The sequence below is a fragment of the Terribacillus sp. FSL K6-0262 genome (assembly GCF_037977385.1).
Lineage (GTDB): Bacteria > Bacillota > Bacilli > Bacillales > Amphibacillaceae > Terribacillus.
The window spans coordinates 1,947,897-1,963,823 of sequence record NZ_CP150277.1; the positions used below are offsets into that span (position 1 = coordinate 1,947,897).

The 15,927-nt window shown below is 44.2% G+C and carries 17 protein-coding genes; 6 read left to right on the plus strand and 11 right to left on the minus strand.

The features are described from left to right. Position 1: 1 nt before the first annotated feature. Entirely contained in the window at positions 2-1,054 is a 1,053-nt protein-coding gene (locus tag MHI54_RS10145) for a tetratricopeptide repeat protein (RefSeq protein WP_095216178.1), read from the minus strand. Between the two features lie 417 nt (positions 1,055-1,471). Here MHI54_RS10145 and codB point away from each other — a divergent pair, with 417 nt between their 5' ends. Both codB and MHI54_RS10155 read left to right on the plus strand, forming a co-directional pair. Next, complete coding sequence (gene codB, locus MHI54_RS10150) at positions 1,472-2,740, plus strand: cytosine permease (protein WP_340081416.1); 1,269 nt, start codon at positions 1,472-1,474, stop codon at positions 2,738-2,740. Further along, the gene (locus tag MHI54_RS10155) at positions 2,737-4,005 is read left to right on the plus strand and encodes a cytosine deaminase (protein WP_340081417.1); all 1,269 of its coding nucleotides are present in this window, start codon (positions 2,737-2,739) and stop codon (positions 4,003-4,005) included. The genes codB and MHI54_RS10155 overlap by 4 nt, the downstream gene beginning before the upstream one ends. Positions 4,006-4,130: 125 nt before the next feature. Here MHI54_RS10155 and MHI54_RS10160 read toward each other — a convergent pair whose 3' ends face one another. The 5 genes from MHI54_RS10160 to MHI54_RS10180 form a co-directional block, all read right to left on the minus strand. Then, entirely contained in the window at positions 4,131-4,799 is a 669-nt protein-coding gene (locus MHI54_RS10160; RefSeq protein WP_095216181.1) for a DUF443 family protein, read from the minus strand. A 133-nt stretch (positions 4,800-4,932) separates the two neighbouring features. Further along, positions 4,933-5,229, minus strand: a complete 297-nt coding sequence (locus MHI54_RS10165) for a DUF4176 domain-containing protein (RefSeq protein ID WP_095216182.1) — start codon at positions 5,227-5,229, stop codon at positions 4,933-4,935. 64 nt (positions 5,230-5,293) lie between these two features. Continuing rightward, positions 5,294-5,947 (minus strand): DUF443 family protein, encoded by a 654-nt coding sequence (locus MHI54_RS10170; protein ID WP_095216183.1) that lies wholly within the window; start codon positions 5,945-5,947, stop codon positions 5,294-5,296. Between the two features lie 2 nt (positions 5,948-5,949). Next, entirely contained in the window at positions 5,950-7,539 is a 1,590-nt protein-coding gene (locus MHI54_RS10175; RefSeq protein ID WP_340081418.1) for an LXG domain-containing protein, read from the minus strand. A 20-nt stretch (positions 7,540-7,559) separates the two neighbouring features. Next, positions 7,560-7,838: a YwqI/YxiC family protein gene (locus MHI54_RS10180; RefSeq protein WP_095216185.1), complete on the minus strand. Its 279-nt coding sequence runs from the start codon at positions 7,836-7,838 to the stop codon at positions 7,560-7,562. 551 nt (positions 7,839-8,389) lie between these two features. Between MHI54_RS10180 and MHI54_RS10185 the strand changes: the two genes are divergently transcribed. The 4 genes from MHI54_RS10185 (at position 8,390) to MHI54_RS10200 (ending at position 10,265) form a co-directional block, all read left to right on the plus strand. Next, entirely contained in the window at positions 8,390-8,806 is a 417-nt protein-coding gene (locus MHI54_RS10185) for a DUF5082 family protein (RefSeq protein WP_095216187.1), read from the plus strand. Continuing rightward, positions 8,803-9,081 carry a DUF5344 family protein gene (locus tag MHI54_RS10190; RefSeq protein WP_095216188.1) on the plus strand — a complete coding sequence of 93 codons (279 nt, stop codon included), beginning with the start codon at positions 8,803-8,805 and terminating at the stop codon, positions 9,079-9,081. The genes MHI54_RS10185 and MHI54_RS10190 overlap by 4 nt, the downstream gene beginning before the upstream one ends. A gap of 19 nt (positions 9,082-9,100) precedes the next feature. Further along, positions 9,101-9,469 (plus strand): hypothetical protein, encoded by a 369-nt coding sequence (locus tag MHI54_RS10195; RefSeq protein ID WP_095216189.1) that lies wholly within the window; start codon positions 9,101-9,103, stop codon positions 9,467-9,469. Between the two features lie 157 nt (positions 9,470-9,626). Continuing rightward, positions 9,627-10,265 (plus strand): Bax inhibitor-1/YccA family protein, encoded by a 639-nt coding sequence (locus MHI54_RS10200; protein ID WP_233135043.1) that lies wholly within the window; start codon positions 9,627-9,629, stop codon positions 10,263-10,265. A gap of 56 nt (positions 10,266-10,321) precedes the next feature. On the opposite strand, the gene MHI54_RS10205 is transcribed toward MHI54_RS10200, so the two are convergent. The 5 genes from MHI54_RS10205 to MHI54_RS10225 are packed head-to-tail and all read right to left on the minus strand — an operon-like array spanning position 10,322 to position 15,872. Then, positions 10,322-11,122 carry a CYTH domain-containing protein gene (locus MHI54_RS10205; RefSeq protein ID WP_095216190.1) on the minus strand — a complete coding sequence of 267 codons (801 nt, stop codon included), beginning with the start codon at positions 11,120-11,122 and terminating at the stop codon, positions 10,322-10,324. Further along, positions 11,119-12,225 carry an MBL fold metallo-hydrolase gene (locus MHI54_RS10210; protein WP_095216191.1) on the minus strand — a complete coding sequence of 369 codons (1,107 nt, stop codon included), beginning with the start codon at positions 12,223-12,225 and terminating at the stop codon, positions 11,119-11,121. The genes MHI54_RS10205 and MHI54_RS10210 overlap by 4 nt, the downstream gene beginning before the upstream one ends. Then, the gene (locus MHI54_RS10215) at positions 12,222-13,874 is read right to left on the minus strand and encodes an iron ABC transporter permease (RefSeq protein WP_095216192.1); all 1,653 of its coding nucleotides are present in this window, start codon (positions 13,872-13,874) and stop codon (positions 12,222-12,224) included. Before MHI54_RS10215 ends, MHI54_RS10210 begins: the two co-directional genes overlap by 4 nt. A gap of 17 nt (positions 13,875-13,891) precedes the next feature. After that, positions 13,892-14,902, minus strand: a complete 1,011-nt coding sequence (locus tag MHI54_RS10220) for an ABC transporter substrate-binding protein (RefSeq protein ID WP_233135044.1) — start codon at positions 14,900-14,902, stop codon at positions 13,892-13,894. A 4-nt stretch (positions 14,903-14,906) separates the two neighbouring features. After that, positions 14,907-15,872, minus strand: a complete 966-nt coding sequence (locus tag MHI54_RS10225; protein ID WP_095216193.1) for an ABC transporter ATP-binding protein — start codon at positions 15,870-15,872, stop codon at positions 14,907-14,909. Between the last annotated feature and the right edge of the window lie 55 nt (positions 15,873-15,927).

Here is a 15,927-nt window from a genome sequence, read left to right on the forward strand (position 1 = left end):
ATTATAGTAGAGCCAAGGCATAGTATCTGGAAGCAAGTTCGTACTGATTACTTTCAGTATAATATTCTGCCAACTCCTTTGAAAACCTCCTTACATTGTAATTATCGTTAATTTTTGTAAAATAATCTATGCCTTCTTGCCATACGCTTTCAAAATTCAATTTATCTTCATATTTCTTGTGTAGCATGGCAAATTCCCACTTTTTCGCTGTATCATCCTTTTTGGTGCTTATGCTGAAACCTTCTGTGTACGTTTTCAGTGCTTTGGAAGTTTGATTGGTCTTCCAATAGCAATCAGCCAGCAGATATAAGATTTTTAAATGGATGCGTTCTTGATTTCCTTTCAGTGCTTCTTCAAGATAATGAATTGCCACAGCTGGAAGATTGCGTTTGACATACAGGACGCCAAGGTTGAGGTTCGATGAAGTGATGAAATTATGATTTTCAAGTCTCTTGAATGATGTCAAGGCTCTTTGGAGACATGCTTCTGCACGATCATATTTGTGTAAATCCGCAAAATTGAGCCCTTGCATCATTTCTGTACGGGCGAGTAAAAACTCTAATGTCTTATGGGGTCTAAAGGCCTCTGCTGCTCTCTCTCCATGAAGCACAGATAACGATGTAATGTCGAGATAAAAATACGTCATTGCCTTGCGGAGGTGAAATTCGCCTATCTCTGCCGGATCTTCTAATTGATCTAAATATCTTTCGGCTTTCTCGAAGCAGTTCAGTGCTTCCTGGAAACGATTTTCATCGTAGAAGATGATACCTTCTGCTATATGCAGGTGGTGGAGATGAATATCATGGAAGTGGTCAGTGTATTTTTTGGCGTCAGCAAGGGACATGGCAGCATGGACAGGATCTTTATTCATTAAATAGAAGCGGCTTTCCAGCAAGAAATAGGTGATAAGCGTACTGATATCGTAATCGGCGATCATGTTCTTTATATCCTGATGGATACTTGCAGCAGTATCTCTTTTATCTAATCGAATATTGATAGACCAGTTGTCCAATCGATCCACAATATCAGTATGATTAAAGATATTCTCTCCCATAGCGCGAAACTCCTTCAAAAAAGTTATTTATTGTTCGATTTTACCATTTTTTGTCGCTTTTCATGGTGGGAATAATTGGATTTTCTGTGAGTGAATATTGCTGGTTTATATGCCTATCTTTCCTGATCTTCTTCATGCAGCAGCTGCCGGTCTTTCTGGTGGATAAATTATAAAACCAGCGTTACTAGAGTTGACATTACCCTTAATTACTGTAATAATAACTTTAATTTGAATACTGGTACCTTTAATTCAGTCCCGTGAGGCTGACAAGGACATTCGGAAACTATGCGGAGTAATGGGATAGCTATACCCTTATATCCCCATGTTCAAAGAGGCTTCCTGTCAGTGATGGCAGGAAGCCTCTTTTCTTTTTTCCTCGGTACCAGTTTTAGTCTGACTAAAACAGGAGGAATCACAATGGAAAAGATAGATCATGATTTTTCTTTAAGGGAAGTACCTAAATCGCATCGAAACGGTTTTTGGAGGATGCTCATGGTAATGCTTGGGTTTACCTTCTTTTCCGCGAGTATGATAGCGGGAGGAACGTTGGGACTAGGATTATCCATGACGCAATTCATCTGGATTGTACTGGCAGGAAATTTAATTTTAGGTATATACACAGGCGCGCTCGCTTATATCTCAGCGAAAACTGGCCTCTCCACGCATTTATTGACACGCTATGCATTTGGTGAAAAGGGATCTTATGTATCTTCTTTCCTGTTGAGTGCTACACAAATCGGCTGGTTCGGTGTCGGAGTGGCAATGTTCGCTGTGCCAGTTCAAAAGGTGACCGGAATTGATACTGCTATATTGATTGTTATTTTTGGATTATTGATGACAGCTACAGCTTTCTTCGGAATGAAAGCTCTGACGATTTTAAGCTTTATCGCTGTCCCGGCAATAATTGTCCTGGGTGGATATTCTGCTTTTGGGGCAGTGAATGATATTGGCGGCTTGGATATGCTTATGCAGCATAAGCCCACCGAAGTGCTGGGTGCAGCGGCAGCACTGACAATCGGTGTCGGTTCGTTCATCAGCGGGGGAACGTTAACACCGGACTTCACTCGATTCGCGAAGAGCCCAAAAGTGGGGGTCTCTACGACAGTTATCGCATTTCTTATCGGAAATTCCCTTATGTTCGCGTTCGGTGCAATTGGCGCAATCGTTACAGGTCAGTCGGATATTTCAGAAGTGATGTTCATGCAAGGGCTTATCATACCGGCAATTATCGTCTTGGGCTTGAATATTTGGACGACAAACGATAACGCAATCTATGCTGCGAGCCTGGGAATCTCCAACATTACTAAAATCAAGAAAAACAAAGTGGTTATCGTAAATGGTATTATCGGCACAATCTTGGCTATGTGGCTGTATAACAATTTTACAGGTTTTCTTACAGCGCTAGGGTCTGTATTACCGCCGATCGGCGCCATTTTGATTGCGGATTATTTCATCGTACGCCGCGGGAAGTATCCGGAGTTCGACACGATGACATTCAAAGCAGTGAACTGGAATGCGATGGCAGCGTGGGCTGTCGGGGCCGGCGCAGCGAAGTTCCTGCCGGGTATACCGCCGCTGAATGGATTGATTGGTGCGGCGGCAGTATATGTGGTTCTTTCAATCATTACAGCAAAAGCAGCGGAAGCGAAACTAAATCTCAATGTGGAAAAGGTGACAGAATCATGATTATTACAAATGCGAAGCTAAGAAATAGAGAAGGACTCTGGCAAATACAAATCACAGAAGGAAAAATCGAAAGAATCGCTCCATCGATCGAATCAAACCGTGACGAGCAAATCATGGATGTGCAGGGCAACCTGGTACTGCCGCCATTTATTGAACCGCATATTCACCTGGATACAACGCTGACCGCAGGCGAGCCGAACTGGAATGAAAGCGGGACATTATTTGAAGGCATCCAGCGCTGGGCTGAGCGCAAAGAGCTGCTGACGCTGGAGGATGTGAAAACGAGGGCGAAGCAAGCATTGAAATGGCAGATTGCCCAAGGCATCCAGCATGTCCGGACGCATGTGGATGTCACGGACCCGAATTTGACAGCATTGAAGGCATTGCTGGAAGTGAAGGAGGAGATGGCTGCTTATGTGGACCTGCAGCTTGTGGCTTTTCCACAGGAAGGCATCCTCTCTTATCCAAGCGGGGAAGAGCTGCTTGAAGAAGCACTCCGCATGGGAGCCGATGTCGTTGGAGGAATCCCGCATTATGAATTCACTCGTGAGTACGGCGTGGAATCCTTACAGAAAGCCTTTGAATTAGCGGAAAAATATGACCGTCTCGTAGACATCCATTGTGATGAAATCGACGACGAACAATCCCGATTTGTCGAAGTAGTGGCAGCCGAGGCATATCGATACGGCATGGGAGAACGAGTGACGGCCAGCCATACGACGGCCATGGGCTCTTATAACGATGCCTATACTTCCAAGCTCTTCCGATTGCTCAAACTATCCAATATCAACATGGTTGCCAACCCATTGGTCAATATACACCTTCAAGGGCGCTTCGACACGTATCCGAAACGAAGAGGAATCACAAGGGTGAAGGAGCTGACAGAAGCTGGAATCAACGTCAGCTTTGGACATGATGACATCTTCGATCCATGGTATCCGCTGGGAACAGGCAACATGCTGCAAGTCCTGCACATGGGCATCCACGTCACACAGCTGATGGGCTATGAACAAATCGTTAATTCCATCGATATGATCACAGCAAATAGCGCAAAAACGCTGCACATCGAAGACAAATACGGCATCGAAGAAGGAAAGCCTGCCAACTTGATCGTGCTGGAAGCAGAGAATGAATACGAAGCGATCCGGAAGCAGGCGGCTGTTCTGTATTCTGTACGGAATGGTGAGGTTATTGCGGAGACGAAGCCGAGGGATACGAAATTGACGCTAGCTGGTAATATTGAAAGAATAACATTTTCTAAATAAATATGATGTAATGATTATCGAAGGAACCCAGATAAAATTTGTCTGGGTTCTTATCTACGTGTCAAACATTTTCTTAACCGACTTCATTGACGAATATTAACGGGTTATATGATGTTGTCCGATATCTATTTGAGCTTAGAAATAGACTTTATATTAATCTTGTATTTGCCATGATCTAATGCTGCTCCATTAGCAAGAAGAAGCATTAAAAAGAGTAATAACCCAACAAATAGTATATAGAGATTACTTTCTGTTATAAATGCCAGTAAACAAACAACAGAGAAAGCTAAGGAAAACAGATATACGAAAGCTGTCCGCATAATAAGTCTAAACTTTGGTCTGCTAGTTCTTATCTGCAAAGTGGGTAAGTGGGAAAAGTCTATATTTCTTTTCAATCTTTGTTTTTGTTTATTCATTAGGAATAAGAAAGTCCAAATTAGTATACCTGTTAGTAATAACGTTATAATGATATTTAAATATAAAGAGCTTTTTATAGTGGCTAAATCAGTTAATGGAAGTAAAAACCCTGAGAACGTTGTAGCAATCCCAGAACCTATAGCGCCGTACTTTAAACTATTGCTAAGATCTATCTTTTGATGGGTGGTAAGTTGCAAAGCAACATCGCGATCTATCTTATAGCCAGGATTACGCAGAAGCCAGAAAAGAAAGGGAAATATGTTTCTCCAAATTGAATTCCCTATATCTATAACATAAAATTCATCATTATAGATGAGGATTCTATACCTATTATTGCCTTTAACTCTTCTAATTTCCCCTCTGTCTGTATTCCTCATAATATCAACACCTAAAGTTCGTTATATTTTTATTCTCGAAAGCTAAAAATGTAGTATATACGTAAATAAAATCAACAAGGAATAGTATAAAGTATCAAGATAATGAAGTAATCTTGATACTTTATCTATTGTGTTATGTCAATGGACCGCTAACAACACCTTTTTTAATATCATTCTCCTCAAGCCACTGCTTATACAAGGAATGGAAACGATCCTCATCACTATCTTTAAATCCTTCAAAGATAACTTCATCAATATTTTCTTCATTAAAGTAGAGGACACTATCTGCCACCAGTCCTTGTGGATAAACACAGGCAGAGTAATCAAACATTTTTTGTTCTCCATCTAGTTCTATGATAGGACCGCGGTTTAAAATCATTAGTTTACTTGTTCCTTCATTTAAGTAGACTATTGAGCCGATAGGTAGCATACATATTTCCTCCTTAAAATTTATGCATGAGTCTTAGGATTCTCAGATTCATAATCAACTTATATTATTTTACAATGATCTTAATAGTATTTCTTCCATGCGGAACAGTTAATATATTAAAGAATAACAACATAAAGAAGAATACGATGTAGGTAACTAAAATAATTATATTTCCAGAAACAATAAAAGCAAACATAGCTCCTATAGCTATTAGCATTGTAAATAAGATCATTAAAGTAAAAGAAAATAATTTTTTAAGAGGGTTTGGAAAAACATATACATTTAAATAGTTAGAATTATTATCTAGATCTAAATCCAAATTCTTATGAATAGATTTTTTATTTTGTATACCTATAAGAAATCTAAAATAAATTAACAATATGGCAAATAATATAACAACTAAACTAGCGACAAAATGAGTTATTGAAATAGAAAAGTAATCTGTAATAAGTCGTAATAAGCTTGCTAGAGTCATTGATATTCCAACGGCAAAGAGACTTAATTTAGCGTTTTTTGTATCTTTATTAGGTATTGTCTGCAGAAGTTTTGCAGATTCCTCACTAATTTGATGAATTTTTTTTGGAAATGCCCAATATAAAAATGGTAAAAGATAAACGAGAAGATATGGTTTATCTTTATCAATGATATAAAACTTATTCTCTATCTTAATAAGCTGATATCTAAAATTCTTTAATATAATAAATACCTCTGAATTCATTCTTAGTTCCAACCCCAATTTATTGGATTTAGAGATTCTATACCTGATTTAATAGCTTCTCCTGTTTTATTAACTGTATTACTTACACTCGTTCCGAAGTCATTCAGCTTATCACCTACATAATCAACTCCCTCATCTATTTTATTTCCGACATAATTTAATCCATCCTGTAAGCCCAAAAAGTTTTCATCATAGGCCCAATTGAAGAAGTGTCCTGCTAACGCACCTACTGCCATAGTGCCCAGAACAGCCCAACCTGCAGGGTTAGAAACTCCTAAAAATGTTAATGCTCCTGTTGTGAACGCCTGAGCTGCGACTCCAGTTCCTAGACTAAATGCAAGAGAAGATACATTATGAGTAATGGCTTCACCAACAGTTTTATCTTTTTTTATCCACATATCCTCAATAAAACCATAACCAGCATTTAAGTAAGGTAGCGCCCTTCCTAATGCATTGCCGCCGTGAGCTAGCTTACTACCAAGAGTAAACTTATTGTTAATTCTATTGGCTCTACCTCTAGCAGTTCTAGTGCCTCCTCCTACAGCCCCTGATGAAATATCTCTAACTAATCTTACGCTATCGGAAAAAGCGGATTTTCCTAAGTATATACCTCTTTGTTCAAGTGCATTGGCAACACCATCCTTAGCAACATCCAAGCCGATCTTATCCCAGTTTTTGTTCGTGTATTCTATAAATGTATCGGTCTTCTCTTCATCAGATCCGTTCTTCTTGCTAGCTGTAATCAGAATGTCGTTATATTCTTTTCTATTTATATCACCTTGCTGAAGACTCTTGTACGCATGCTGAAGGATAGCGAGAGCACCTTCATCCATCCCTTTTTCCGCATTTTTCGTTGTAGCAGCAATCGCAGCCATAGGAAGATACTCAATATTATCCTCCGTGATCTCAATATTTCCATTTCCATAACTTTGCTGAATGACATTATTATAAGCATTCATATCCTGCAGGGATGCAGCATCAAAGTCACTGATTGTTATAGCGCCACTGCTCAATCCGGCAGTCATTTCAGACAGATACTTTTTCATTGTATCCAGATCAGCTTGTGTTTCTTGCAGCTGGGATGCGTGTTTGCTATCGAGTTCGCCAAGATCATTTATGACATCATCTATCTGCTGTTTGCCATCTTCAATACTTGTTTCAAAGTCGGCATAATCGATTTTTGCTACATATGTTATATCCGCCACGCCGGATAATACGGAATTGATGCTCTCGGAGACACTGGCAACCTTGGATTTGGCTTGATCGAGTCCAGGATGCAGTTCATCGTCCAGGAAGCTTTCACTTATGTATCCGTGATGGCTGGGTTCGAAGGATTGTACATCATTTTTCATATTTTCCAGCCTGTTTTTATAATCTTCCATGGATTGAAGCAGGAAGGTGATGAAGGGGGTATGGATTTCGTTGTAAAAGGATCGGATAGCCTTGCCTGTTTCTCCTTTTAAGGCGTCATCTAAGCTATAAAGATTTCTGACTTTTTGCTGGAGGTTTGTTAGTTGTTCGGAAAGCGTGTCTAAATCGAGCTTGGTCGTTTCTGTGCCTTTATGAATCTCCTTTACCGCGAACTCTCTCAACGTACTTTCTCCTCACTTGTTTATTTTAAAGCGATATTATCGCCAAGTGCTTGATCCAATTCGACTAACTCCTGTACTGCTGCCTCTGTAGCTGCTATATTATCTTGAAACAGCGTGATGAACTGTCCGAGAAGGTCTTCGTATTGTTGCTTGATTTCGTTGTAAGCATCACTCATACGTATGTCTTTATTGCCGTCCATCGTTTCACCGAGCTGTTTTTGCAATGCTTGCACGGCATCGCTCATTTCTTGGATGCCTTTTTGAGCTGCGGCTTGGTTGATTTTTATTTCCCCGCTCATGAAAGGGCTCCTTTCCATAAAACTGCTAATTTTACCCTAACGAAACCTTTTTCCATTTTGTAGAGTATTAAGTACCTTTTTCCTTGAGCATTTTCCCTCTGTGCCTAGGGAAATAGTTTTATATGCTCATATCTTGGCTTGGAACGCTGACCTATTACCTGTTTTGTTGGATTCATATGCCAAACAATTATATGTTTTTGATAGAAATGGTTTGGGGGGGATGGAGTGTGACTGTAAAGGTATTTGTCCACATTTTAGGTACTTATATAGATTGTGCAGCGATTATGAATAAATGGGGGAAGAGTATCCCCGCTGGAAATTAAGATACCTAATAACATGGTATATAACCGAGAAATTGGCAGAGAGGTTCAATATGTCGTGAATCTGGAAAACGGCTATCTATTGTAAAATATCCAACCTTTTTACCATTGGAACGTAGCTGCATTATGGTAAAACAAGGAAGAAGTCTTACAGATTTTTTGCTGGGAATCCTTTACAGTATTAGGGGGCAGTATAGAGCGGAGCGTTCAAAGCAAGGAGTGTGATAAAAGATGTCATTGACTTCAATCGATAGTCAAATCCGCAGCATGCAAACTTCAATCAACGGATTAAGCTCCCAAGTTGCCCTGAAGCAAGGGGAGATAAGGGAACTTGAGCGGGCAATATCGGAGATTTCAAGCTTGCAAGGGGATTACGAGGAGAGCAGGAAGCACTGGCAGGATATAGATCTGACTGCGAAAACGTGGAAGGGGGAGCTTGCGGATGAATTTGAGGCTTTCCGTAATGGTGAGCTGGCAGCGAGTTTTCGGGATGTGTCTCATGGCGAAGTGCAGCGGGTGTTGGATGCATTGGAGCAGGCGAAGGGTATGCTTGTTGCTGAAATCGATGCATGTCAGATGCAAATGGCAGCGAAGCAGAGCGCATTGGAGCGGCTGCGTGCCGATAGGAAGAAGGAGCTGCAGTCATGAGTGAGATGAAGTTGAAGGCGGATCTTGTCCAGCAGAAACTGACAGATCTTCAGAGGTCGCTGGCTGACTTTCGTGCTGGAGATCCCGATTCAGGCAGCGGACGTGAAATGCTCGATGTGCAAGCGAGGATCACTGATATCAATGTATCGCTGAGTAGTCTTATTCGGGATTATCAGCAAATGGCGCTGCACCATGCAAAAGCAAGCAGTGAAGCAGTCGATTCCTTGGAGAAGGCAGAGCAGGCAGCGGCTCAAGCGATAGGTATTTTACAATAGGAAAGGGGCGGATTTATATATGTCGATACATGTAAAACGCAATACAGGTATGATGGGTGGATTATCCAAGGTGGATTTGATTGTGGATGGGCAGCGTGCTGCCAAACTTGCCAATAGCGAGAATACAACTGTAACCCCGGATGAAGGCTCGGTAAAGCTGCAGGCGAAACAGTGGTTCTTTGGCAGCAAGGAATTGGAAGTGAATGATGATGCCCATGTAGAGGTGAGAATCAATATGACGGCATTGTTCCTTCTTTTGGTCGCGCTGGTCTGCTTGATCCTTGGTGTCATGATTACCCCGTTACTTACTGCAGCGGCAGGCGTCCTCCTTTTGGTTTGTATCATTTATGGCTCAAAGAACTGGTTCCAATTAATAAAGGTGGAATAGGATATAGGCGAATTTGATTGGTGGTCGCGGGGAAAGGCAGCAGTCCGTGTTTCGATATGATTGTGTCATAAGTTTTTTCACGGAAATATGAAACCTTTATCTCTATGCTGCGTACATAACCTCATAATATCTTTAGAAACTGTAGGAGCGATGAATTTTGGAGTACGCGATACCGGATCAAAAAACAATCATGCAGAAGGTGCTACAGACTTTCCTGATGACACTGCTGCTGGCTACGCTTGGAATTTACGCGGGTCATTTTGTGCCGTCTGTTCTTATTCTTCCATTGATTGTGGTGGAATTGGGCATGCTGATTGCAGCTCTCTGGCTTAGAAGGAAAAAGGCGGTCAGCTATACGTTCATCTATATCTTTGCTGTCATTTCGGGTATTACGACGTACCCAGCAGTAGCGCATTATGCTTCGATCGGCGGCGCTGATATTGTGCTTTATGCCTTCACGACAACATTTGTCATCTTTGGGGCGATGGCGCTGGCAGGAGTTAAATCGAAGAGGGACTTCTCTTTCCTGGGTGGATTCTTGTTCGTCGCTTTGGTCGCCTTGATCGCAACAGGCTTAATCGGAATCTTTGTACCATACAGTGATATGACGATGCTTGTTTTCTCCGGAATTGGTTCGGTTGTATTTTCCCTTTATATCCTTTATGACTTCAATCAGATGGCGAGGGAGAGAGTCACGGAGGAAATGATTCCATTGATGGCGCTGAATCTGTATCTGGACTTCATCAACCTGTTCCTGAACATACTGCGCTTCCTTGGCATCATGTCGAAGGATTGAATAGTGAAATGCCAGAAATCCTTTATGGGATTTCTGGCATTTTTATGTCCATTCATTCAACGATCCATCACAAAACTCGTCTTCGATTGCTGGCTGCTGCTTAGCCAGCCTTCATTTGTCAGAGCTTCCGACCATTTTTCCTGGATATCATCCGCTTCCTCTGCATCATCGGTCTTGGTTGAAATTTCGGCGATGGTTTCTCCTTTGTAATGCCAAATCTCCAGATCCGCATCGATGTCTTCGTAATTCCCTTCGAACTTAGAAACCTCGGCTGGTCCATACGGCACAGCTTGTTCCAGGGTGTCATAGTACCAGTCCTGATCATCCCAGCTGCGATATTTTTTAGGTGCTTGATCACGGAACAAATCAAGAGCATATTCTATGTCTATACCATCATCGTAACTTAGTTTATCATCCGGGTTAAACTTTTCTTTCCTGCTGATGGAGAAACTATCATTGCCTGGCTTCTTATCGATCTCGTATTTGTAATTTGGCATGTCTCCATGGAAGCCATGTTCGGCAGCTTCTGCAATGGCATCTGCTGGAGTCTGATCCGGGAAAGTCTTTTTGTAGGTGATGTTCGTTTTCTTGTCACCATCATAGATGCGCAAGCGGTGAACATAATTCAGCTTGCGGAAGATTTGATCGGGTGTATCGAAATAATAGACCTTCAAATCCTCGTCGTGGCTGGCTTGGAAGGCATCGGCGATATCATCTGCAGTCGCGAACTGACTGACATCCAGCATGAATTTCACTTCATAGCCGGGATTGATGGGACTTTCTTCGGCAAAGGCCATGGCCGGGAATACGGATACCAGCAATAGGGCAATAAGAACAGCGATGGACAGCTTTTTCATAAATAGACGCCTCCGTTCAGAATAAGTTTCTTCGGTATGTGAGCGATAAGTTTTGTGAAGTCCTTCGGTTTGCTGTGAAAGAATACGAGTTGTTCGGCTTGGATTCCGCCCAGCAGCTTTTCGACATCTTTCAGGTCTGGGTGTGCTTTATAGAAAAACTCTGGATGGGCAGGAGAATCAATCGGGATCATCTTCGTGCCTTCCAGCCGGCGGTTTGTAAAATAAATGCCTGATGCGGATGCTTGATCACTGGTTATGCAGGCGATTCGCCCATCAGCCAGCAGGTTCGTAAGCTGCTCCTTCATGCCAGGGCGCAGGTTGGCGGCATAGGATAAGCAATCTGATAAATGCTCCCGCAAAGCGGGATCCAAAAAGAGCCGACGATCAGGAAAACGTTGGTATACAGTCAGGATCAGATCACATGCCTTCCCCGATGGAGAAACAGGTATCCGGTAGCTTCCATCCGGATTTTCCAATGCCTTCAGCAGTGCCTGCTCGCTTGCCTGACAGGATGTGACTTGTCCGCCATGTCCGGAGTCGATGATGGCCAGCTGAAAAGATGACTGAGTGGGTGTTTCTGTTTGGAATGTGACAGAATCCAGTACCATATCCCCTGAATAAAAGAGCGAAGTTCCTCCTAGATGGATGATGTACCAAACACTCCCCAGCATATGGCCGCTGTGCCCCCATTCAAAGGATAGATTGTCCGTCATTATGATCCTTTGGCCTTTTGTAGCGGGCGAGAAGGGGGTGAAGTGCAATGTATCACCCGCTCCTGCCTGGTAAGGGACAGCGGATTTTTGTTTCCAGCGCTGCTGGATCGGACCAATCTGTACGTAGCTTGCTTCACTTAACCAAATCGGTCCTTCATATCCTTTGTCAGCCAGCAGTGGCAGCGCTCCGACATGGTCATTATGCACATGTGAGAGGAAGACGGCGTCCAATGATTGGGCAATCTCCGGTGTAAGGGGGGGATACACCTCGGGCTGGCCATTCTGGACACCGCAATCGAGCATGATGCGTGTGCCGGTTTCTTGGTGTTCGATCAGGAAGCAATTCTTTCCGTACTCTTGAAAGCCTCCTAAAATTTGCATGCTGATCATGGATGTGTCAGTGCCTTTCGTTGCAACCAATTCATGATGGTGATGAATAAAATGGTTAACAGGACGGTGATGACCGCCATCGCCATGCCGACTCCTGCGTCGCCTTGCTCGAATTGGCTGTAAATGAAAGTGGCGCTTGTAGAGACCGAAGGCGGCAGGATCAGCAGCGACCCGACTAGTTCCCGCATGGAGATGATGAATGTCATGATCCAGCCAGCCAGGATTCCTTGTGCCAGTAAGGGCAGCCATATACGTACAAAGACGGTGAAGGTGCTTGTGCCGTAGACTGCGTTGGAATAGTGGATCGATTGATGCAGCTGACTCAACGAACCTTTGGTGTACTGTACAGCATACGGCAGGAACAGCACGATATAGGTTATAATCGGCATCCATGTCGTGTTATAGATTGTCGCGGGCAGCCAAGGCATGTTCCAGAATAAGATGAGCCCGACGACAAACACGATTCCGGGTATGATGTTTGGCATCATGCTGGTGAAATCCATCAGCTGCTGCGGTTTCCGGGAAGCATCCTTGATCGACAGGGCGGTGAACAATCCAATGACGGCCGCAATCGTGGCAGCTGCAAAGGCAAAGCCTAAACTATTCATCAAGGCGTAAAACCCTTCCGAGTGAAGGCTGAATAGCTCCATATAATGGGAGAAGGTCAGATTGTCCCAATGTAATCCGTCACCGCGCACTTGCAATAGCGACGTGGCGATGATGGAAAAGTAAGGAACCCCAATGGAAAGCAGCAGCACGACGGATACAAAGCTCCAGGAAAATACACGGACGGGCAGGCTGTCCCGCTTTTGGGAAGCAGTGCTTGAGCGGCCGGAATGTATGCCATACGTATATTTCCGGCTTATGATATTCTGCAAATACCAGATGAACATGCAGACGCTGAGCAAAATCAGGGACAAAGAAGTGGCAGCCGAGATATTGATTGGCCAGCGGGACAAATATTGATGGATTTCGGTAGTGAATACATAGAATCCGATTTGTTTACCGAAGGTGGCTGGTGTCCCGAACTCTGCCAGTGTCTTAATGAATATGAGCAGCGAAGCCATGGCGTAAGTGGATAGCAGCAATGGCAAAACGATCCGGATCCAATTCATCACCGGGCTTCGTCCGTAGATATCGGCAGCTTCCTGGAAGGATCCATTGATCCGGACGAGTGTATTGCGCAGCATTAAATACAGAAATGGATACAAATGCATGCTCATAATGAAAACCATCCCGGCGAGACTGAAGAATGATGCAGGCGCAGCAGCGGAAAACAAGCTTTCGTAGTAGCCGTTATGCTGCATGAATTGCATCCATCCCATGGAACCGATATAAGGCGGTGTCATGAAAGGGATGGTAAAGACGATATCAAGCCAATGTTTATTGGCAAACTGTGTTTTTGTCCGGATGATGGCAAGCGGCAAGGCAATGATCGTCGTGCCGAGAATGACAAGCAATCCGAGAACAAAAGAGTGCTCCATGGTGGCAAGGATGCGGTCATTCTGCAAAGCCTCTGAAAAAGCCGTGAACGACAACGAACCATCCTCGATGAATGTATAGCCCAGCACCGCCAGAAGCGGAGCTGCAGCCAGCAAACCCAGCAAGGCAAACAGCGTCCAAAAGGGGAGGTGTTTGCTTACATACATAAGTCATTCCTCCATACTCATTGCATCATTTCTGTAAATTTGTCAAGGGTATCCTCTTGTTTTTCTTCTGCTCCATCCCAAGAAACCGGAAGTGCAGGAATCTCGCTTAATGCAGCTCGGTCTTCCAATGGTATATCTTCATTTCCCGGAAGCAAGTATGCATTCGCTACAAGCTCCTGTGCTTCATCGGATGTGAGGAAATCGATGAATTCTTCGGCGCCTTCTTTGTTTTTCGCATCCTTCAGAATCCCGGCGGCGCGCGGACTGATCACTGTTCCGCTTTCAGGATAATAGATATCGATAGGCTCCCCGTCTGCTTTGGCTTTATAAGCCATATAATCCACCGCAGATACGACAACATCCTTGCTTCCTGTAATGACAGATTCCAAGCTTTCTTTGTTTGCCCCGGCCACCAGCAAATCATTGTCCATCAAGCTCTGGATGGTGTCCCATCCGTCTTTTTCCGTGCTGGTCAGCCCATAGAGGAAATCGACGGCAGAGCCTGAGGAAGTCGGATCTGGCATTGTGACGCGGCCCTTCCACTCATCCTCGCTGAATTCCTTCCAGTCCGCGTCGAGCCCCGACACGTTATCTGTGTTATAAGCCACTCCCAGGGCGGATGCGCTGTAGCCATGATAATAGTGCTCCGGGTCGCTCCAGTCTTTGTTCATGCTGGCGTCATTTTCCGATTCATAAGGCTGCAGCTTGTCCTCTGCTTTCAACCCCTCCATGGACGGGATGGAGGCCAGGACAACAACGTCGGCGACAGGGTTGTTTGCTTCGGCTTCCAATCTGGAAAGAATTTTGCCGGTGGTGCCTTGGAACATCTCCACCTTGATGCCAGTCTCTTCTTCGAACTTTGCGGTCATCTCATCGGCCAGTCCTTTTGGTCCTGCAGTATAGACAGTGATGGTATCCTCGGATGTTTCGGAAGCATCCGCCTGTCCGCCGGTGCCGGAGCTGCAAGCGCTCAAAAATAGAGTGGACATGATAAGACCTGTGATTACTGTACTGACTGTTTTTTTCAATTTGTCATACCTCCTGTTTATATAGCGGATGGACTGCATCTTCTTGCACGTACAGCTTTACGATGGAACGGGCTTCATGCGGACGGGAATCATAAAATTGCCATAGCTGTCCGTCCACTTCGGCATGGATGATGTATCTGTCACCTTCAAATAGGCTCTTGCGGACTATGCCGGTGCGGGCTTTCTGCGCTGCATGCGGCTGCAGGTGAATTGCTTCGGGACGAATCAGGTCCTTATCTGCTGTCCAGTTGGCCCGGCCGATCAGATTGGCAACATAAGCATCATTCGGGGCGTGATAGATTTGTTCCGGCGGTCCTTTCTGAATTACTTTGCCTGCCTCCATGATGATCATGCAATCCGACATGGCCATTGCCTCTGTTTGATCATGCGTCACAAAGATGGCTTGGGAATGGATCGTCTGGATGATGGAAAGGATCTCTTCCCGCATTTGTTCCCGCAGGATGGAGTCCAAGGCGCTTAGTGCTTCATCGAACAAAATCAGTCTAGGATTGACAGCGATGGCCCTGGCCAAAGCGACGCGCTGCTGCTGACCGCCGGAGAGCTCCCCGGGCTTGCGTTTCGCCTTGTCTTCCAGCTGCACCTTTTGCAAGGCGTCCATGACAATCTCGCAGCGCTCGGCCTTTGAATGCTTTCCTCGGAGACCGAATGCGATGTTGTCAAATACACTCATATGCGGCCAAAGCCCGAAATCCTGAAAGACCATGGCGATGCCGCGTTTGCTGGGCTTGATATTGATGCTGGCTTCCGATGAGAAAATGACTTGATCATCGAAGCGAAGCTCGCCGGCTGTCGGATCGGTCAAGCCAGCCAGCATTTTCAGAAGTGTCGTCTTGCCGCAGCCGGACTGCCCCAAGATCGTGACAAACTGGTCGGTGATGGTCAGATCGGTCCGACCGACTGCTTGAACGGAGCCAAAACGTTTCTCGATTCCTTGTAATGTAATACGCATGCTATCCTCTCCTTGCTTTTAGTATAGGAAGTGAATGTATGGAGAATATTAACGC